18 protein-coding genes and 1 pseudogene are annotated in these 19,807 nt (G+C 62.7%); 6 read left to right on the forward strand and 13 right to left on the reverse strand.

Annotated elements, in window-relative coordinates:
• Positions 1–160 precede the first annotated feature (160 nt).
• Complete coding sequence (locus tag ATO9_RS22525; protein WP_043754843.1) at positions 161–1,090, reverse strand: DUF2493 domain-containing protein; 930 nt, start codon at positions 1,088–1,090, stop codon at positions 161–163.
• A gap of 653 nt (positions 1,091–1,743) precedes the next feature.
• Here ATO9_RS22525 and ATO9_RS22530 point away from each other — a divergent pair.
• From ATO9_RS22530 to ATO9_RS22540, 3 genes are all read left to right on the forward strand, one after another.
• Entirely contained in the window at positions 1,744–2,151 is a 408-nt protein-coding gene (locus ATO9_RS22530; RefSeq protein ID WP_043754846.1) for a hypothetical protein, read from the forward strand.
• Positions 2,152–2,413: 262 nt separating this feature from the next.
• Complete coding sequence (locus ATO9_RS22535) at positions 2,414–2,932, forward strand: helix-turn-helix domain-containing protein (RefSeq protein ID WP_052418547.1); 519 nt, start codon at positions 2,414–2,416, stop codon at positions 2,930–2,932.
• Positions 2,916–3,512, forward strand: a complete 597-nt coding sequence (locus ATO9_RS22540) for a DUF3800 domain-containing protein (protein ID WP_043754849.1) — start codon at positions 2,916–2,918, stop codon at positions 3,510–3,512. Before ATO9_RS22535 ends, ATO9_RS22540 begins: the two co-directional genes overlap by 17 nt.
• Positions 3,513–3,917: 405 nt before the next feature.
• Here the strand turns inward: ATO9_RS22540 and ATO9_RS22550 are convergent, their stop codons facing one another.
• The 12 genes and pseudogenes from ATO9_RS22550 to ATO9_RS24895 form a co-directional block, all read right to left on the reverse strand.
• The gene (locus ATO9_RS22550) at positions 3,918–4,424 is read right to left on the reverse strand and encodes a JAB domain-containing protein (RefSeq protein WP_238318853.1); all 507 of its coding nucleotides are present in this window, start codon (positions 4,422–4,424) and stop codon (positions 3,918–3,920) included.
• A gap of 40 nt (positions 4,425–4,464) precedes the next feature.
• A complete protein-coding gene (locus ATO9_RS22555) occupies positions 4,465–4,695 on the reverse strand; it encodes a hypothetical protein (RefSeq protein ID WP_043754855.1) in 231 nt (76 codons plus the stop codon).
• A gap of 149 nt (positions 4,696–4,844) precedes the next feature.
• Positions 4,845–5,573 carry a DUF736 family protein gene (locus ATO9_RS22560; protein ID WP_043754858.1) on the reverse strand — a complete coding sequence of 243 codons (729 nt, stop codon included), beginning with the start codon at positions 5,571–5,573 and terminating at the stop codon, positions 4,845–4,847.
• A 118-nt stretch (positions 5,574–5,691) separates the two neighbouring features.
• Positions 5,692–5,970: a hypothetical protein gene (locus tag ATO9_RS22565; RefSeq protein ID WP_043754861.1), complete on the reverse strand. Its 279-nt coding sequence runs from the start codon at positions 5,968–5,970 to the stop codon at positions 5,692–5,694.
• 200 nt (positions 5,971–6,170) lie between these two features.
• On the reverse strand, positions 6,171–10,427 hold the full coding sequence (locus tag ATO9_RS22570; protein WP_043754864.1) for a strawberry notch family protein: 4,257 nt from the start codon (positions 10,425–10,427) through the stop codon (positions 6,171–6,173).
• A gap of 175 nt (positions 10,428–10,602) precedes the next feature.
• Positions 10,603–11,022: a hypothetical protein gene (locus tag ATO9_RS22575; protein WP_043754867.1), complete on the reverse strand. Its 420-nt coding sequence runs from the start codon at positions 11,020–11,022 to the stop codon at positions 10,603–10,605.
• The gene (locus ATO9_RS22580) at positions 11,012–11,254 is read right to left on the reverse strand and encodes a type II toxin-antitoxin system Phd/YefM family antitoxin (RefSeq protein ID WP_043754894.1); all 243 of its coding nucleotides are present in this window, start codon (positions 11,252–11,254) and stop codon (positions 11,012–11,014) included. Before ATO9_RS22580 ends, ATO9_RS22575 begins: the two co-directional genes overlap by 11 nt.
• 85 nt (positions 11,255–11,339) lie before the next feature.
• Positions 11,340–12,011 (reverse strand): DUF6927 domain-containing protein, encoded by a 672-nt coding sequence (locus ATO9_RS22585; protein ID WP_043754870.1) that lies wholly within the window; start codon positions 12,009–12,011, stop codon positions 11,340–11,342.
• Positions 12,011–12,604: a hypothetical protein gene (locus tag ATO9_RS22590; RefSeq protein WP_043754873.1), complete on the reverse strand. Its 594-nt coding sequence runs from the start codon at positions 12,602–12,604 to the stop codon at positions 12,011–12,013. The genes ATO9_RS22585 and ATO9_RS22590 overlap by 1 nt, the downstream gene beginning before the upstream one ends.
• A gap of 68 nt (positions 12,605–12,672) precedes the next feature.
• The gene (locus tag ATO9_RS22595) at positions 12,673–14,646 is read right to left on the reverse strand and encodes a ParB/RepB/Spo0J family partition protein (protein WP_043754876.1); all 1,974 of its coding nucleotides are present in this window, start codon (positions 14,644–14,646) and stop codon (positions 12,673–12,675) included.
• A gap of 149 nt (positions 14,647–14,795) precedes the next feature.
• Positions 14,796–15,185, reverse strand: coding sequence for a DUF3768 domain-containing protein (locus tag ATO9_RS22600; RefSeq protein WP_043754879.1), 390 nt, complete (start codon positions 15,183–15,185; stop codon positions 14,796–14,798).
• A gap of 91 nt (positions 15,186–15,276) precedes the next feature.
• A pseudogene (locus ATO9_RS24895) lies at positions 15,277–15,417 on the reverse strand (ArdC family protein); the annotation flags it as partial.
• 130 nt (positions 15,418–15,547) lie between these two features.
• On the opposite strand from ATO9_RS24895, the gene ATO9_RS22610 reads away from it, so the two are divergent.
• The 3 genes from ATO9_RS22610 to ATO9_RS22620 are packed head-to-tail and all read left to right on the forward strand — an operon-like array spanning position 15,548 to position 19,802.
• Entirely contained in the window at positions 15,548–16,060 is a 513-nt protein-coding gene (locus tag ATO9_RS22610) for a hypothetical protein (RefSeq protein ID WP_052418548.1), read from the forward strand.
• Entirely contained in the window at positions 16,057–19,173 is a 3,117-nt protein-coding gene (locus ATO9_RS22615; protein WP_043754885.1) for an N-6 DNA methylase, read from the forward strand. The genes ATO9_RS22610 and ATO9_RS22615 overlap by 4 nt, the downstream gene beginning before the upstream one ends.
• Complete coding sequence (locus tag ATO9_RS22620; RefSeq protein WP_052418549.1) at positions 19,170–19,802, forward strand: hypothetical protein; 633 nt, start codon at positions 19,170–19,172, stop codon at positions 19,800–19,802. Before ATO9_RS22615 ends, ATO9_RS22620 begins: the two co-directional genes overlap by 4 nt.
• Positions 19,803–19,807 lie beyond the last annotated feature (5 nt).

Raw genomic sequence — 19,807 nt, forward strand, 5'->3', positions numbered from 1 at the left:
AGTTGCCAACTGGCTTACCCGTCTAGCGTCTCAGGGGAATCTTGCAAACGGAGTCATCGGCGAAAAGCTGCATCTAGCGAGTTCGATACGTCCGCTTGGTCGCATTTAGACGCCGACGTGAAAACGACAGAAGGGCCGCCCAAAGGCGACCCTCTCTCATTCACACGTCTGCCGTCTTCTTCGCCGGATCGGCGACCCGCATCACGGTGAGCCCCTTCGCCTCGGCCTTCTGCCCGAGGTTCAGCGCCACCCCGTTGCCACCGAAGAGCACAACTCCCGTCGCGGCGAACTTGTCGTCCAGCATCTCGTCGTTGCATTTGAAGGGCGCCGCCCGCCCATGCGCGGACCAGCGCGGATCGAAGCGCGCCTGCGCGACGCCGCGCGCCCGAGCCCACCGGGCGGCGATCATCTCGGCCCCGTGCTTGCCGCCCTTGTGGCAGAGGAAGATCTCCTGATTGCGCCTCTCGCGGATCCGATCCCGAACCTTGTCGAGCGTGTTGAAGATGACGTCGATATCGGTCCAGTCGGTGGCACCCGAGACGATCAAAGGCACCCCCTCGACCTTCGACTTAGCCGCCGTCTCGCGATCATGCTGTTCCAGGAGCTGCTTGGCCTCGAAGACCGCCCCGGTCTCCTGCGCCCGGACGCTCGCCCGCGAGCCCGCGGCGGGGATGAAGGCATGGCCGGTCTCGACCTCGTAGCATTCCGCCGCCGCCTCGGCCATCGTCTCGACGGCTCCGACGATTTCCCTCAGCTGCAGGATGCGGACCTGCGCCTCTTCGAGCGCAGTCTCGGCGATCTCCGATCCATCGTGCGATTTTGCGAGTGCTCCGATCTTGTCGGCGGTGCGGTCAAGCTCCTTACCGAGGGCGACCTTGCGGCGCTGCAGGATCGTGGCGAACCCATGCGCGAGCGGTTCGATCTCGCCCTCGAGCCCCGTGCCGCGCAGCTGCCCGAGCAGCGCTTCGAAGGTCTCTCGGGTGATGCTGTCCTTCAGGATGTCGTCTTCGGGGATCGGCAGGACGGCGCCCTTTTCCGTCAGCCCGAAGAGTTCGATGGTCTCGTAGGCGGTTGCGTTGTCGTAAGCCATGTCGGTATCTCCAGATGGTTGTGGAGCCACCACGTGAGTGTGGGGGCATGGCCGTACGTCTGGTTCACCGAAACTGTCCGGGTCAGGGACGGCGCAGCCGCCGGCTTGCCGGGCGCAAAAGTTTTCCGGGCGCATCGCCCACCACAGGCAGGCCATCGAACACTGGGCTGACACCTCCGCGCGCACCGCCCTTGCCGAAAAGTTTTGCGATCCTTGAGGCGGGCTGATTTGGGGGCCATCCGGAGGATATGCTTCCGCGCTCATGTGTGTGTGTTTGACGGTAGGTTTGCCCGACACGAGCAGGCAAACGCCGCGACCGGACGCGGGAGACGGATGAAGTGGAGGGATGGTTTTGGCCTCCGGTCAAAACAGACCGAAGCGCAATCCGTCGGAGCGGCCGGGGAGCGACGTGCTCGCGAGGCGGGCAAACCGGGGGTCTGGGTGCTGCGCCGCGGTGAGGCCGCATGGCCGAATGCGCGATCGGCCAAGGGCCGATATCTCCCCTGCGACACGCGAAGCCGAGCAGGGGAGGCCGTCAGGCATCTGGCGCCACGTTCAACGCTGAGAACTGCGTTCGCTGCAAGTGCCCATCAGGTTTCGGTTGCTCAAGCAAACCACATGGAACAAGATGGGAACAAACAGGAGCCTGAGCCGTGGTTGATGACATCGACATGCCGCCGGAACTGGCGGAAGCCCTTTACCGGCAAAACGAGATCGACCGGGCAGCGGCCGGGCAAAAGGCACCAGTGTCGGGTTTCACCTACAAGGGCGTGCGGCTTGAGAGTAGAAGGGCGGTCCTTCGTGAACTGGAAGATATGAAAAATATCGTCGAGGCCATGCCCGAACTCATGTCCCGGCGTCTGGAAACAATCTGGTGCGACTCCAATGCCGGCGCGACCTACAGTGTAACCGTGAAAGACAGGCTTTGGATCCCCGATCTGAAATGCGCGATTTCGGAGGCGGTCGTGGACGCGATTGGCGGGCACAACTGCGTCACCCTTGAGGGTGACGCCCCCGTCGGGATGGAAATTGACCCGTATTGGCCCGGCGAATACCCTTGAAATCGTGACCGAACGGGCAAGAAAGAGCGCCAACTCGGCCGCTTTGCGTTGACTGGTTTTCCACCCCATGGGTAGGGTGGATTATCAACCCCACCTCTGGTGGAATCTCGTGCACCTAAGCAGCGTGTTCCAATCACCGCAAGTCCGGGAGTAGCGGAATACCGATATTCGGGTGGGGTGGAAATCCTACCACCCGAAGGCCCGGCCAAGCCATTGAGACGCCGCCCAAGCCTCCGTAGATCGAAGGACAAGGAGGCCCACAATGGCAAAGACAACCACGACCAGACCAAGCAAGACGCGCAAGACGGCGCCGGAAAAGTCCTCGACCGAACGTATCTTCGGGCCGAAGGTTTATTCGCATGGATATACCGGCGTTCCCAATATCCTGCTGCGCGCACAGAACCGGCTGGGGATCACCCCTACGCAGCTGACTATCATCGTCCAGCTTCTCGGCTACTATTATGATCCGCTCCGCCCGCCGTTCCCGACGAAGCGCGATCTTGCAAAGCGCATAGGCATCACCGAGCAGACGATCAGGATCAACATCAAGGCGCTCGAGGAGGCCGGGTTGGTCACGCGCGAGCAGTGGAAGACCAGCGTCGGCGACTACGGGCCGAACCGGTACCACCTGACAGGGCTGATCAACAAGCTGAAGAAACTCGAGCCGGATTTCGAGGAGGAACGGAAAGAACGGGAAGAGGCGCGGGCCCTCACCGAGACGCCGCGCGCCAGAGCGAGCGCGCGTGCCAGAAAGGCCAAGAGCGATGGCGGCACAGAATAAGCGCATCCTCTGTTTCATCGACGAATGCGGAACCGCCGGAGACCCCGGCTTCGCGCTCGGATGCGTGATGGCCTGGGCACGGGACTGCGGGCGGGTCGACAAATCCTTGAGCGATCTGCTGGAGCCGAACGTCAACGAGCTGCATGCAGAGAACCTGAGCCGGGAATACCTGCAAGGCCTTCTGGCGCGTTTTGCCCAGGCCGGCAGACCCGAGGGCATGATCCTGATGAACAGGCTGGGAACGATGACCGAGGGCACGGCGCCGACGATCTACGCCGGAAATGTCATCGAGACTGTCAAGGTCGCTGTCGGGCAGTTCCGGAAGCTGAACAGGATTCGCGGTCAGGGCCTCGGTAACGTCGAACTCATCCTCGATCTGAACCACCACAACACGGACCCCGAATTCCAGCGGATCATTGCGGAGGCGTGCCAGCATGACGGGCGGTTCAAGGCTGTGAACCGCATCAGCCAGATCGACTCTGCGGCATCGCGCCTGCTGCAGCTCGCCGACGTGGTCGCCTATGCGCGCAGGTGGGTTCACCGCGGCGAAGCGAATGCGAAAGGGCTTCACGAGACCTAAGGGATCCAGGTACTTTGAATCAAAAAAACCGCCCTCGGGGCGGTTCTTAAGAGCGGCTCGCAACCGAACCCTTCGAGGTTCGGGTCACCGCGACGCTCGGCCTGCACACGGCATGACGGGTCGCCGACAGCATCGCTATCAGAGCAGTACGTAGCAGGGACAGGGTAAAGATTCAACTGTTGCACCCTCCCAGAGGCAACGCGGGAATCGAACGCCTTCACAAGCGCCTGGAATGGATCAGTGAGGAGGAAGCGCGATCCGCGTTGGTAGGAGGCATCGCAGCCCAGGGCAGTTTCCAGCCAGAGCGGGATAGGATCATCCAGAGGAGCGACAAACTGTTGGATGAATGGACCGCCTTGATCAAGGCGCGCAACCGTCAGGAGTAACGTCTGAACTGCCGCGACCCTAATCGCCCAACATCCCCGCCGCCCGCATGCTGAACGCGGCCTGCTCCCGCCCGAAGCCGACGATGAGGTGATCGTGGACGGTAATGTCCATCACCCTGCAGGCGTCAACGATCTTCCGTGTCATGTCGATGTCGGCCTGGCTTGGCTGCGGATCGCCGGAGGGGTGATTGTGACAGAGGATGAGAGCAGAGGCATCAAGCACGAGAGCCGAACGCATGACTTCGCTGACATAGACCGGGACGTGAGCGATGCTGCCCCGTGACATGATCCTGTCACGGATCAGCTTGTTCTTCCGGTCCAATAGCAGCACCCGGAACACCTCGACCCGTTCGCGGACCGCGTTCAGAGCCAGGTAGTCGGTCAGCATCGTCCAGGATTGCAGCACGGCCGTGGCCCGGGCATGCTTGCGCAGGATATCTCGTGCCGCGTCGATGGTTGCGATTTCGGCCTCGGAGAGGCCCGGCGCGGGCGGATCGGCTATGTCGATCAGGTCATGTCGTGTCATATCGTTTCCAATGATTTGAGAGGAGCGCGACGGGCGGCGTTCAGATCATCCCGGAGATGACGAGGCCGGATTTCATGGAAGCGCGGCCGCAGGCCTCGCGCGAGCCGGCGCGTTGATCCGGTTCGAGATCGGCGGTGTGATCGCAATCGGACGCCACGCAGATCGCGGGCACGACACTGCCGAGCGTATGGTCTCCCAGAAAGTCCGCGACCTCGGCGTAGCCTTCGGCCTCGGCGAGCGTGCCCAGCTTGGGATGGGAGAGATTGAACATATGTCTATTCCTTTGATGGGGAGAAACGAAAAGAGGGGAGCCGCGCTGCTGCGGCTCCCCTCGCGAGGCGTGCCTCTTGGGGACAGGAGGCACGGGTGACAGGCGCCCTGGTTCCCCGGGGCGCTCTCTCGCTGCGGTAATGCTGCGCGTCAGCCCACCAAGGCGAGAGCGGTGTTGTCAGACCGCTCCTGGCCAACGCCCTCGACGAAGGGGATGATCGAGAAAGTCTGGCCACCGCGCTGCTCCTCGTTCTGCACCGCATTCACCCGCAGATCACCATCGGGCGTGTTGATGAGGAGCGAGACGTAGTCGTTACCGGTGCGATTGCTTTTCGCCATCCAGGCCGAGCCGACCCGGATCGGGCGGCCGCGCGGCGAACTCACCTCAATGCGGTAGTCGGGATGGGTCTCCTCGGTCTTGAACGCGTTTTCGATGAGCATGAAATCGAGATCGAACATCATGTTGGCGACGTAACCGGCGAAGGCGTTGTCCGCATCCATCGCCGTCAGCTCGCCCGAGATGGATCCGGATTTCATGATGCCGTTCGAGACCAGCGGGATGATCTCGTAGTCGCCGCTCTGTGCCTCCCGCGCCTCCTTGCTCTGCACCGCATTGACGCGGAACGGGCCGAGGCCCACGTCGATCTGCATCGAGAGGTAGGGATTGCCGGTAGTATTGCCTGTCTCGTTCCAGGCCGTGCCGATGCGCACCTTGCGCCCAGACTTGTTGACGGCCGTCACGTCGAAATCCGGGCTCCGCTCGGACATCTTCGTCCGGGTCTCAAGCTGGATCGCGATGTCGAACCGGGTGGAGTGGATCATGCCGGTAAAGGCTGCGGCTGCGGTGTCGGCGGTTTTGGTCAGGGTTCCTGCGAACATGCGTCTTCTCCTTGGGTTTGCCGCTGCCCGGCTTCCTGCCTGAGCGCGCGGGATTGCTTTTCCGACCCCTCATGGGATCGCAAAAACCCAAAGCCTCCTTTCCTTTCTCTCCTGCCCGTCAGCCCGTCTCGGCGTCAGGATGGCCCTCCGACGTCGCCCCTCGCACCTCCCTTCCCTGCTCCCCGTCTGCTCCACGCGTGGACACCGATGTGAAGAAGTCGGCCTCGTCCCCGTTCAGACGACGGCCACTCCGGTCGGTCAGACCGATTGTGCTGCCGTTCCACACATAGGTGATGAGGTATTGGCCGAGGGTATCGCGATGCACCCGGTAGCCTTCGTTCGCCCAATGGACGGATTTGCCGGCATCCACGGCGGCCTTGATCTCCGTGACGTTCATTTTGATCTCCAGCTCCAGTTTTGACCTTGGGAACGCGGCGCGCTCAGCCCGCTATGTAGGCATCATGCCCGCAACGCTGGCCCGGCATCGGTGATGTGACGACGCCTCGCTTCCAGGCCAGGGCGAGGCGCAGGGGACAAAAACCCGTCTCGGCGCGTGGGCGGCGACGCCGCCGCCCACGTCCGATGGATCGGTACCGCTTAGGCGGCGCGATCTGTCGCTCTGGGAGAGCCCGCCCCCACGATCCGGCCGAGGATCGCGGCGGTCTCGACACCCTCCCCGTGCGGCACGAAGACCCGGAGCTGGTAGGCGATGATCTCGGTGAAACAGCCCAGAGCTTTCAGCCCGTCGAACGCACCCCGATCGGCCCCGTCGATCTCGAGACGGGCCGCGCCCGCGACCCGGCGGCGGGTGAGCGTGAGGCCCCGGCCCAGATCGACCGGCGCGGTGGAGCCGAGCGCCGCCGTCAGCATCTCCTGCGGGGTCTTCGGTGTGCCTACCATGAACCGGGCACGCAGCGCGGCCGCACCGTCTTCGCTGACGGTCCGGCCGATCATGCTGCCCTGCCCTTCCGGCGTGACCCGGTAGATGCGCTCGTTGCCCGAGGGGATGTCCTTCCAGATCGGCAGCAGGAGCCCGGTGAGGAGATAGAGCTTCGTCGTGGTGGTTTTCGGCAGGCTCTCGGCCTCAGCTTCCCAGAGACGCAGGAACTCGGGACGCGCGATCTCCTCCCAGGCCGAAGCCTGGTACTTCCCCTCCTCGACATAGGTCGATCCAGTCGGCCGTGTGACCTTGCGCATCAGCGTGACGATTTCCTCGTCATAGATCTGCATGGGCCGCGACGAGATCAGCGCCGCGCGCCCCGAGGCGCGATTGACCATCGGTCGCTTGTCGTGGTTTCGGTTCACCGCGTCATCCCCCGCAAGGACATGGACAGGGTCCGTCACCTCGAGCCCGATGATCCGCGTCACCGCCCCGGACCGTGGACAGGTCCAGAGGTCCTCAGCCGAGACCTGCTTGATCCTCTCGCCGCGCAGGGTCTCGACCCCGAGATCGAGCGTGCCTGCGGCCCGCGCCCGTTCGGTCTGATTGGCAATCCGGGTCATGAACTCGGCGAAGAGCGCGTTCTGCATATTGATCGGCAGCGCCAGCACCCGGTTCAGGAAGCGCTGGATGGGCGGCAACTCCTCCAGCAGCACGCCATCCTGATCAAGCAACCGAAGCGCGGTCCAGTCCGCGAAACACTCGTAGCTCATCGCCCCCGCGCGCCCGGCGGCGAGATCCGCGTAGTAGCCGCGCAATGCGGCCCGCGCGATCGGGCTTTCGAGATTGTCCTCCTCGCGGAACATGCCCTGCGAGCCGGTCTCGCGCTGCCCCTTGGTGAGCGCCCCCAATTGGTCGAGCCGCCGGGCAATCGTCGAGGTGAAGCGCTTCTCGCCATGAACATCCGAGGTGCAGACCCGAAAGAAGGGCGCGCTGACCTGGGCCGAGCGATGCGTGCGGCCGAGCCCCTGGATCGCCGCATCGGCCCGCCAGCCGGGTTCCAGCAGGTAGTGCCGCCGCCGCTTCTGGTTCTTTGCCGATCTGGCCGCATGATAAGACCGGCCCGTGCCACCGGCGTCCGAGAAGATCAGCACGTCCTTCTCGCCCTCCATGAAGGCCCGGGTTTCCGAGGAATTGCTGCTGGCGGATCGCTTCTCGATGAAGAGAGACCCGTCCCGGGATTTCAGCGGCCGGACCGAACGTCCCGTCACCTCGGCCACGGCCTCGTCTCCGAAGGCCCAGAGGATCTGATCGAGCGCAGAAGGGATCGGTGCCAGGGCCATCAACTCCATCATCGCCGCATCGCGCAAGGCTACGGCCTCGCGCGAGACGACCAGAGCGCCATCCGCGTCTCGAAGCGGCTCTGCCACCATGTTCCCGTCGATCTCGACGAGTTTCTGGGCGTGGATCGGGAAAGCCTGTTCGAGGTAGCCCAGAACGTAGTCGCGCGGGGTCAGCGCGCCCTGCGTCAACTCATCCTCGGGGTCCATCGCCTCCAGGCGCCGCTTCAAGAGGCTTTCGCCGGTGGAGACCACCTGGATGACACAAGCATATCCCTCCGCCAGATCCTCGCCGATGGCGCGAATGATGGTCGGGGCCTTCATCCCGAGGAGCAGGTGGTTGAAGAAGCGCTGCTTGGTGCTCTCGAACCGTGATTTCGCAGCAGATCTCGCCGCAGAGGCGTTCGTCTGACCGGAGGCGTCGTTGACGCCGGTCGCGGTCAGTGCCGCCTCGAGATTGTGATGGATTGTCCGGAAGGCACCGGCATAGGCGTCGTAGATCTCGATTTGGGAGGGCGTGAGCGCATGCTCGAGCACGTCATATTCCACGCCGTCAAAGCTGAGCGCCCGCGCCGTGTAGAAACCGAGTGTTTTAAGATCGCGCGCCACCACCTCCATCGCCGCCACCCCGCCGGCCTCCATCGCGGAGACAAAGCCCTCACGGCTCGGGAAAGGATAGTCCGGCCCCTGTCCCCAGAGACCGAGGCGGGAGGCATAAGCCAGATTGTGCACGCTCGTGGCCCCGGTCGCCGAGACGTAGAAGACCCGTGCCCGGGGCACTGCCAACTGCAAGCGCAGCCCGGCGAGACCCTGCTGGGAGGGTTTGACGCCCCTGCCCGCCTCAGACCCGGCGGCGTTCTGCATGGCATGTGCCTCGTCGAAGGCCAGCACGCCGTCGAACCCCTCGCCCATCCAGTCGAGGATCTGGCCGAGGCGCGTCGTCCCACATTTGCCCGCCGAGCGCAGCGTCGCATAGGTGACAAAGAGGATGCCGTCGCCCATGGATATCGGCTGGTCGGGCTTCCATTTCGAGAGCGGCTGAATATCTGCAGGCGAGCCGCCGAGATCGGTCCAGTCGCGGATCGCGTCCTCGATGAGCGTGGCGGATTTGGAGATCCAGACCGCCTTGCGCCGTCCCGTGAGCCAGTTGACCAGAATGAGCCCGGCGCATTCCCGGCCCTTGCCACACCCCGTCCCGTCGCCGAGGAAATATCCGAGGCGATAGGCCCGGGCTTGCCTGTCATCGTCGTCGCGGGTCATTCGGGTCTGGTCCTCATCGATCGTGAACCTGCCCGGCAGGTCGCGTTCGTGCGCGTCGTTCGCCATGACGATGGTCTCGAGCTGGGCCTCGGAGAGATGGCCCTCCTCGATCAGGCGACCGGGCAGCCGCAGACCAGCAGCGGCGGCGTTCGACGGCACCGGCGGAGCCACCGACGCCATGGCGATACTCTCGACCAGCGGCGTGGGATGCTCCTGCGCGCCCGCAATCTCGATCCGCTGAGGACGGTAGCGAGCATAGATGTCTGAAACCGGGGTGTTTTCGCGGGGGGCATCGAGGGCGGTGAAGGCCAGCGGGACGGCTGCCAGGGCTTTGGGTTTGCAGGTAGAGCTTGCGACAACCCGTCGGCTGCGTACGGCGGGAGTAGTGCCCTGACGCGGGATGGCCCGGACCTGTGCACGCGACTGACGCGGAACGTCAGATCGGGTCGCGGCGATATCATCGACGATGTGCTGCGCCGCCTCCAGATCGGCCGCAACCGCGCGGACGAACGCGACCTCCTCCTGCACCTTGTCGAAAACCATGAGCTGGGTCTCCACCGTGGTGCCGAGTTTGCGGTAGACATGGCCAGGGATCGTGAGAGCGAGACGCGGCTTTGCGATGGCAGAGGCCCGCGCCCAATGGGCCGCATCCCGCTCCGGCGAAAATCCCGTCGGCATGATCGCCACGAGCCTGCCGCCGGGGGCAAGCCGCTTGGCGGCGGCGATCAGATGCTTCGCCGCGACATGCCTGTCGCGCGACCGGTCGACCGATGAGGCGAAGGGCGGGTTCATAACGATGACGCCCGGAAGATCAGGTGTGGCCAGGAGGTCGTCGATATGCTCCGCGTCATGGCCGGTCACCTCGACCGCAAAGACCGCCTCGAGAAGCGCGCGGCGGAAGGGATCGATCTCGTTGAGCATGGGCTTGCCACCCGCGCGCAGGGCAAACCCGGCCAGCGCGCCGGTGCCGGCCGAGGGTTCGAGGAAGATCTCATCAGGACGTACGGCCGCAGCGCGTGCAACCAGCGCGGCATAGGGCAACGGAGTGCTGAATTGCTGCAGGCGGATCTGCTGCTCAGAGCGCCGCGTCTCGGTCAGGAGTCGCGAGGCCAGCAGTCCGGTAGAGCTCAGCGCGTCTTGGCCAGTCCCCTGTACGACCTGCATGACCGCAGCGGCCTGCATCGCGTCATAAGCCATGCGCCAGGACCAGGCGCCCGCGGCATCGCTGCCGCCATAGGTCTCACGCATGAGCCGTGCCAGAGACGAGCTTCTAAGCGGTCCTTCGGCGAGCGCGCTGCCGATCAGAGGCAGGGCCTGCCTGAGTCGAGCATGTGATGGGACAACGGAATCGGTGTTCAGCCTACGATTGGCCATGGGGTCTGTCCTTCCAGTCAGGTTACGGGTCTGACAGGACAGAAAGCCTCCTTTCCACTTTCAGAAGCGCGGAGGCAGCTTAAGCTTCGGAAGCTTGGAAGATCAATTCGGTGAAGCGCCCCGGCCGCCCTGGAAGGCGGCGAGAGCGGACGTCAACTTTGCGGATATTTGGGGATCAGGACCGGTTCGACAGCTTCAGTCCGCCTGCGGTGCGGAGGCGCTGCACCTCGCGCAGGATCGCGTCGGTGAAGGCCGGACTGAAAGAGCCGCGCGGTGTCCGCTCTTCGAGCGTATAGGAGGTCTCGAGAATATCGGCGTTCAACTCGTCCAGGATCACCCAGAGCCGGAGGTCGATCTCGAGGCCCGCACGCCGGGCCTCGGTCTGAGGTATTTCCAGCGCCGCCCGCCCCGAACCCGGAACCTTGCTGGTGATCGGCGCGATGAACATGACATGCTGACCGGCTTGATTGGTGACGACGAGCACCACGCAGGACGGCCTCTTCTTGCGACCTTCCGTCTCCCCTCGATCTGCCTGCCATTTCCAGAGATAATGATAGTCGAAGACCTGCCCCGCCGCAGGAAAGTCAGCGGTCACGGAAATGCTCTTCAATGCCCTGATCGAGAAGGCTCCCGAGATCCTCTGGCATATCAGCCACATCGAGTGCCACCTGCGACCCGCGCCCGGCCGTTAGGGCCTGGAACCGCTCCATCGACATGACCACAAAGCGTGGCTTACGGTGTTTCGTGATGGCGACCGGGGCTACGGTTGCCGCCTCGAATAGATCGCCCGTATTTCGGGTCAAATCCCCCGCTGCGAACTGTTTCATCCTGGCTCTCCACGCATTCTCAAACTTAATGTGAATATACAGAATTTCCCAATATTCTGCAAGAGGCAGGCTGAAAGGCCCTCTCTTAAGATGGTGCATCGTCAGATCCCCGCCCGGAAAAGAACTCCGCCAGGACCGGGCTTGCCGCACCCTTCGCCGAGCTGAGACGCTCCGATCCGGCCAGAGAGGCCTTCGACAGACGCACGAGACCGCCGGTTTCCTCGATGCGGTAACACCGGCGTTTTTGCCCTCCGCGCCGGTAATGGGTGGCGGTCACGATCTGGCAGGTGCTGCCGTCGGTCAGCGTGACCGGCGCTGCAAGCCGTATCCGGTCCCCCTCATCGTAGTCCGGGATTGCCGCCCAGTCCCGGCAGCGCCGGCGCCAAGCATGGGCATAGCTGTCGGGATCCTTCAACTCGGAGAGCAAGGCCAGAAGGCTGACGGGCGCCCGCGACTCCATCGGGCCGGAAGCCTCCTCCATATCCTTGTAGCCCCAGCAGCCATCGTCGTAGCGCGTCAGGAAGACAGCCCCGAAGGTGATCGACCCGTCGGCGTCGGTAACGTAGGTCGCATCCTCAACCGGCGCGCCATCAAGTGTCGTTATCCTGGCTGCGGCATACCAGGCCGAGCCCACCTTGCAGGCCTTGAGCAGGACTGCCTTGCGGGTATCGGTCTCGAAGCTACAGAGCCGGTCGATCTCCGCCTTCTCGTCCGCGTAGGTCCTCACGCGGCGGTCGGTGTAGAAGAGCCAGCCCATTATGCCGCCCTCCGGTCATCGACCTCGATCAACGCGTCGAGCGGCACCCGGTAGGGCAGCATCTCGTCGAAATCCTCGCAGTTGCCGCGATTCTGCACGAGCGCCTGGGTATCGGTGGCGTCCATAAGGATCACCCGGAACGTGCCTCCGAGACCGGAGGGGACATCATAGGTGCCGCCGATCAGGTAGTCGGCTGCACGGCGGGCAAAAACCCGGATCGTGTGGCCATCGGTCGCCAACCGAATGGTGTCCTGTCCGCGATCAATGAGCATCTGCACGTCGTCGAGAATGTCGGTGTAGAACTGGCCCGTCAGATCACGAAACGCCGCTTGCCGGGCCGCCATCCAATCGGTGTCCCGAAACGGGTTGATGCCTGCGGCGAAAGCATAGGAGGGGTCGGCGCGTTCCTTCGTGACGATCCGCGTGGTGGAGCCATCAATCCCGTTCGAGCGTAGATGGACACCATTGCCGACGATCAGGATCAGGGCGGGGTTGCCGACCGGGCCATTCCAGTTCGGCAGGAAGGTGGAGCAGCCGCGCGCATGCGCGATCTGGGCCGCGACGTCCGCGGCGGAAAAGCTGAGAAGTGCCATGGGAATTTCCTATGAGTTTGAGAGAGGTGCGACCCGCACCGGCGATCCGGTGCGGGTCGGCTGCTCGATTAGGCTGCTTCGGCGACCTCGGTTTCGCCTTCGGTCGGCTCGGCGCCAAGGGCTTCGAAAGGTTCGGTGCCCGAGGTTTGCATCATCGGCGGGCACCAGGCCGCGACCGCCGCCCGCTGCGCATCGGTGAGCGTGGCGAAGGGCTCGGCGAAGAGCTTGTCGCAGAAGGCGACGACTTCCTTCTTGGTCGAGGACGCCAGGGTCACCGCCTCCTGCGTGAGTCCCAGCTCCTCGCCGAGGATTTTGAGGAGCCATGCCTTCTTGAAGCGGTTGAAAAGCGCCGCGTTCGGCGTCCAGTGCGCCCGGATGTCCGGCATCACCTCGATCTCGAAGTCATGCATCAGGCTGTCGCGCTGCCGGTCCCGGGCCAAACAGGACTGCGTGGTTGCCGCCGTGGCGTAAGCCACGAGCTTGGCCTTCTCATGCGCATCGAGAGCTCGGAACTGGGCGAATTGATCGGCGGGGGACTTCGCATCGTCCGCCCAGGAGAGATCGAGCGCGTCATGCGCGGAAGCCACCTGTTCGAGGGACGTGCCATCGATCTCGTCCATCTTGACGTGGGTACGATACTCCTGACGCGCATCGACCTTGATCGCCTGGGTCACGCCCATACCGCTGGTCAGCACGTCGGTGACCAGCTTGAAAAGCGTGAGATCGAGTGTCGCCTCCGGGTGCATCGTCATGGCGGCGCCGAGCGCCATCGCCCGCTCGGTCTTAAGATCCTCGGTCAACGAGGCGGGGTAGGTGATCTCGTCGCTGTCCGTCGCGCCCTCATCCACAGAGGTGCCAGGCGCATTGCCGGACCTCTCCGGCTGGTCTTCGGGACGCACCAGCCCGACATGCAGGGAGATCTTGCCCTGCGCCCAGGTGGCGATCACGCCGGAGCGCGCAAGATCCGCGATGCTGTAGGCCTCCTGCAGATCCCGTGCCTCAGCCTCAAGCGCATCCACCCGTTCGTAGAGCGCATTGTAAGCCTCGTCCGCGAGGTCTTCGTTCTCCATCTCGCGCTCGAGCTTCTCCAGCTCGGCGGTGATCTCATCGACGCGTTGCTGGCCGCTTTCGTCGGGTTCGACCGGCCCCGGATAGACCCGGCCGAATTCAGCCATGGCGGCGTAGTCGTACCGGATCACCGCATCGGCCCAGGCAAAGCCCACCTCCGCGCGCGCCTCCTCGGCCGCGGCGGTGAGTTTTTCGATGAGAATGGTCTCGACCAGCGTAGAATCCTCGAGCACGGAATGCTCGTCCAGGAGGTCCGCCGCGATGGCGCCGCCACGCGCCTCGTAGTCCTTCCGCACAAAGGCCCCGATATCGTCACTGACCTGCACGCCACGGGACTTCAGTGCATTCCGGACCGTGTAGGCCTGCAGGTAGCTGCCCTCCTTGGTGAGCGCGTCGAAAACTTCTTTCTGCACTTCTTGGCTCGGATGATCCGCGAAGGCTTTCATCACGTCGAGCGTGATCGCCTTTGCACGTGCCGCCGCGCGGATCTCCGGATGGATGAGCCCATAGCGCAGTCGGCCTTTGACTGCTGCGACCGTGGTGCCGAAGGTCTTCGCGATGGTCTCTGGGGTCTGGCCGTCGACCTCCATCATCCGCGCGAAGGCCTCGAACTCGTCGATGGCATTCATCGGCGCCTGGGTGATGTTCTCGGCGAGCGACAGCGCGGTGGTTACGTCGCAATCGTCCGGGACCAGGCGACAGTCGATCTTGGTGCGGCTGGTGACCCCCTTGGCCGCCTTGTCCGCGACCAGTTCCATGAGGGCCGCATGACGCCGACCGCCTGCGAGGACCCCAAACTTGCCATCGATTTGCTGAACGAGCAGCGGCTGGAGCAAGCCCAGCACCGCGATGCTGGCCTTCAGATGCGCGATGGTGTCAGAGGCGTACGCCTCAGGGGACTGTGCCCGCACATTCGCGGGATGGGCTGCGAGATCGCCGATGGCGACGGAAACGGGCTGGAGGGCTTGTGTCATGAGATGTCCTTCTCTGGGTTCTGCGCCACCCGGACATCCCGGGCGGCCTGACCGATCCCCGGCTCCGGGAACCAAAAGGACAAAAGGCCCACTTTCCCTTTCGAAGGGTCAGCGGGCCTCTCGGAGTTGGTGAAGGAGGTGCGGCGCCTCTACCAGTCGTGCGCCATCATGATGGTCAGAACACGCGTGGTGGTCTCGGGGTTGTCCGGATCCTCGGCGCCATAGCGGAAGTCGGAGTCCGCTTCGTAGAGATCGAGTTTCCAGAACACGGTCTCCCCACGGATCGTGACCGCCCCGAAATCATGCCAACCATCGGGATCGTTCTCATGCTCGAAAGTCTCAAACTCCCCGGTGGCTTTCACGGCCTCGGCCATGAAGCCCTCACCGGCCTCCATCAATGACCGGGTCACATGCATCCGGCCCTGGACGGGCCGATCCGGTGGCATCCCGAGGCAGGCAAGTTTGCGGAAGGCGTCGTTCTGCGCGGCGATGGCGGCCGCGTCGGGCGATTTGAACGCGGCAGGTTCAGGATGGCTCATGGGTCTGTCCTTTCCGGATGGGTTGAAACCACCTGACCCAAGGCCTCCTTTCACTTTACTTCGGGGGTCTCAGTCGCGGCGGGCCCCTGCCTCACGTAGCCAGTTTCCCCTGCCCCGCCTCCGGCGCCGCGACGAGATAGTCGCAGGCTCGTTGCGCATCCGCCGCGTGTTTAAAAATCGCCCGCTTGTCAGACCAAAGCACACGCAGCCAGTTGTCCAGATGGACCTTGTTCCCCAACTGCGCGTTAGTACCGTCAAGTCGATCTCGAACCCTGATGACTCCAACGGTGAGGCTTATTAGGTCTAGTATTGCATCATCCCACAACTTAAGAAAGGGTATGACACCCAATCTTTAGAAGGCCATGGCTGCGCGTTTTATCCCTACCTCAGAGGCGGCTCGACTGACGGGCCTCCCAGTCGCGACCTTTCGCGAGTGGACGGTTCGCCGTGCGCTCATCGCACCCGACGTAGCTCCGGCGGGCAAAGGGTCTTCGGCAAAATTCGCGTGGCAGACTATTCTCGTTTTGCGTATCGCCGCTCTTCTCAAGGCCCGCCTGCACATCGAACTGCAAGCACATCGGGACTCGCTCGCCAAGCTTCGTTCGCTCCTCGGGCGAACTTCTTTCGTAAAGCTCTGGGGTTGTCGGCTTTTCTATGATCTCGATGGCAATTGGCAGATATTCGGCCCATCAGATGAGGCCGTTCACGACGATTCAGTTGTGTTGGTACTCGATCCACATCTCGTAATTCTACGAGACGGTTTCGCCCTTCCTCGGCAACCTAGCCCAGAACAGCTCGAACTCTTTACTCTAGACGCGATGCATGGCGAAGGCAGGCAGCGTATCGAGGCAGCCACCTTCAGGCGATCGGCATGAAGGGCTCGGACAAACACGCGCTTCGCTGGCTCGAGCAGCTTGGCTATACTGCCGAGCCACGCGTCCTCCATGTCCGCGGAAGCACGGTCGAAAAGACGCATCCGTTTGCTTTGGAAATCGAAACGCTCCTGAAGCCTGATGGCGCAATCCAGGCGCGCGCGGTCTTCGACGTCGAGGGCGTCCCTACGGTGATCTTCGTTGACGAGAATGGCGGTACAGGGGACCGCCCCACGCTCGACGCTATCCGCAAACGCATCTGGAACCAAAACCTCGCGACGGTGGTAATCGAGCTCGGCGAGACGGAGGCCAAAGCCGTCCCGGTGAGGCGTCTGGCAGATGCCCAAGAGACGTTGCGAATCGAGGATGCACGCGCGGACGGCCCGTTCTCGGCGCTAGACGTGGCGAGCGCGAACCTCACACGAAGGAAGCCCACATGGTTCGACATGAAGGCACGGGTCGATGCAAAGCTGCTCGCGAACCTGAGCCGGGCGGTCGACAACATTACTCGGAACGGCCTCGAAGAGTCGGCGAACCTAGACGAGGTGGATGGGCGCGAGCTCGCTAATCTCCTTATGGGGCAAGTCCTCTTCATCTCCTATCTCGAGCACCGCGGTATTGTGGGCGAGACCTACCGGTCCCGGCGAGACGTACGAGCGATGCATGGTCTTGTGGCTGAGGCGGATCGCGATGGCGTGCGGCGGTTGATTGAAAGTCTGCGTGAAGATTTCAACGGCGATTTCCTCGGCGACGATCGCCATCATCCCTGGAATGCCCTAGCAAAGACGGGGTTCGAGACGCTCAACGCCTTCCTACGGCAGACTGATCTGGAGACAGGCCAGCAAGCGTTCTGGAACTACGACTTCTCCTTTATCCCCGTGGAGCTACTTTCGGGCCTCTATGAAACGTTCTTGTCCAAGGCAGAACAGGCGACTAATGGCGCGTACTACACGCCACGCAACCTTGCAGTATTAGCAATCGATCAAGCATTGGACGCCTCGACCGCGCCTCTTGAAGAGACAATCTTCGACGGCGCTTGCGGGTCAGGGATCCTTTTAACGACAGCGTACAGGCGTCTGATCGCGCTTTCTGAGCATGCGGCGGGGACGCCGCTCGGCTTCACGGAGCGCGGGGAGCTCCTAAAACGATCGATCTTTGGTGGGGACATCAATCCGATGGCCTGCCGCGTCACCGCGTTCAGCCTTTATCTATCGTTGCTCGAAGGGCTCGACCCCAAGGATATCTACGAGGCCCAAGAGAAAGAAGGGACTCGACTTCCATCGCTCGAAGGCACGAACCTCGTCCGCGGTCGTAAAGATGCAGACTTTTTCGCTGAGGCGCACCGATTCTCCGGTCGAAAATTCTCTATGGTCATCTCGAACCCGCCATGGGCAGAGCCTGCGGGCGGCACTTGGTCCTCAATGGACGACTGGGCAAAGGCGGCTGGCCTACCAGTCGCTCGTCGGCAAATCGCCGGAGCGTTCACTGAGCGGGCGCTCGAATTCCTGGCGGAGAGCGGCGTGGCCTGTTTCATCCTGCCGATTGGACAATTCCTAGCCCCGACAAGTGCCGACTATGTAGAACGTCTCTTCCGCAAGTATCTACCGCTCAGGCTGACGAATTTCGGTGACTTGCAGAACCTCCTATTTCCGAGCGCGGAGAACACTTGTCACGTCTTTCTAGGCCAGCGGCGGACCACTGAGGTAAACCAGCCAACTCCTATGGAAGCGTTCGAATATCTCGTGCCCAAGGCAGATTTGAGCTTGGTTTACGGCCGACTCACAATGCAGTCAGCCGATCGCCATAGAGTGCTGACCCAGTCGGTGATCGACGATCCAAAGCTGCTGGTGGCGTTGATGTGGGGTGATGCAAATGACCTTGCAATTTGGTCGCGTCTCACAATCCGTGGCCGTCTCGCAGACTTCTGGGAAGGCCCACAGCTCTTCAGAAGGTGGGTCAAGCGCAAGGGCATCCATCGGATGGACAAGTCGCGGCAAGCCGTGAGCGCTGAGCCTTTGCGGGCGATGAATTATGTTAGCGTCGAGGCGCTGCGAACGGGGTCTCCAGTTCTGCACCGCGATCTTCTCGGATCGTGGCCCGAGGAGAACGAGACCGTGGTTGGCTTGTCGGACGGCGTCCAGCGCGTCTTCGACGGACCACGCGTGCTCTTCCCAGATGGGTTCTCGCGCGAGGAGCCAAACATTCGCGCGGTCTATTTCGATGGCCCGGCGTCGTTTACAAGCAGCGTCGGTGTAATCGCAGGGAAGCCCGAACACGCCGAGTTGCTGAAATTCTTGGCCGCCTACCTGCGGTCCGCGCTAGCTCGCTACTTTCTCGTCATTAACGGTTGGAAGCGTCTTACCGACCGTAATGCTATGCATCTAAAGGATGTCGAGGGCTTCCCCTTCTTCACGCCTGAGGGCGCCCCGGACCCGAAGGCGGCAAACGCTGCACTTCGAAAAGTGGTCGGTCTCATCGACGAGATCGCCGCAATGCCCGAGCTCGAACAGAAGCGCGCCTACGAAGATGTTAGGGCGGAGATCGATGGTGAGATTTTCCAGTACTTCGGCCTTTATGAGGAAGAGAAAGCACTCATCCTGGAGACTTGCGAGGTAATACTTCCGTCCGTGCGACCGCGGAACTACAGGAGCCTCGACACGCCAATTCAGCGGCCTGCGACGCAAGAGGATTTCGACTGCTACGCTAAAGGACTGGCAGATGCCCTGACTTCTTGGCGGGAGCGAACTAGCGGACAAGGCCGCTTCCGAGTCGAGGTATTTGCATCCCAAGGTGATCGCCAAGGAAGGTTGGGGATCGCGCGGGTGCATTACGAGGAAGCGCCCACCGGGCCGCCACTGGCTAAGGCTCGACTAAACGACGCAGCTGTAATCGAGACCCTGCGAGTCCTGCGCGAGGCGGGCCTACAGATGATTCCGAGCGGGGAATACATGGGACTGGTCCCCGATATCCACATTTGGGTCGGTGGCGATCTCTACGTTGTGCGGCCGCTTGCGCGTCGCAACTGGACTCTCAGGCAAGCCCTACGCGACGGAGAGAGAATCGTTCGGGACGTACAGCAGCGGGTGCCGGAGCCTCGAGAAAGGCAGAGCGCGTGAGCAATCAAGGTGCATGGCGGGCAGCGTTTCCGATCCGCCCGGCAACGGAAGCTGTCGAGGCGATCATTGAGGGTTGGACGAGTTTGGCGGCGAGCGAGCTTCCGCATTTCAATCCTCGGACGCGCGAAGAGAAGTTGACAAAGGCGCTGAAAATTCAAGTAGAGCGGGACGTCGCCCGAAGGCGGGGCCTACTCGGCGGATGGACGGCGGAGAACGTAATCGGCACGGTTGATCCCTCCACCGGCGAGATCACAGAGCAGCGACGAACTGACATCTCCTATCATTGGAACGATGCGCACCGATCAATGAACCTAGTGTTCGAGTTCAAGCGCGTCGGTCGAGGGAAGGGCCACCGGGACCATTATCTCGGCGCCAACGGCCTAGAGCGTTTTGTTAACGGCATATACAGCGAAGGGGAATCCGTAGCGGCAATGGTCGGGATATTGCTCGATCCCAAGGACGAGGTGGTCCCACCACTGCGCCAGATGCTCGAAGAAATCGATCAAAGTGGGCCGCTCCAGTTGCGTAAAACACCCGCAGGTCAGTCGTGTATCGACCCGTCCGGTCTATTTGCCAATGCACAGTTTGAGCTACTCCCCATCTCTTGGACAGGATCTGGCGTAAATTAAGCTAC

The organism is Pseudooceanicola atlanticus (assembly GCF_000768315.1).
GTDB lineage: Bacteria > Pseudomonadota > Alphaproteobacteria > Rhodobacterales > Rhodobacteraceae > Pseudooceanicola > Pseudooceanicola atlanticus.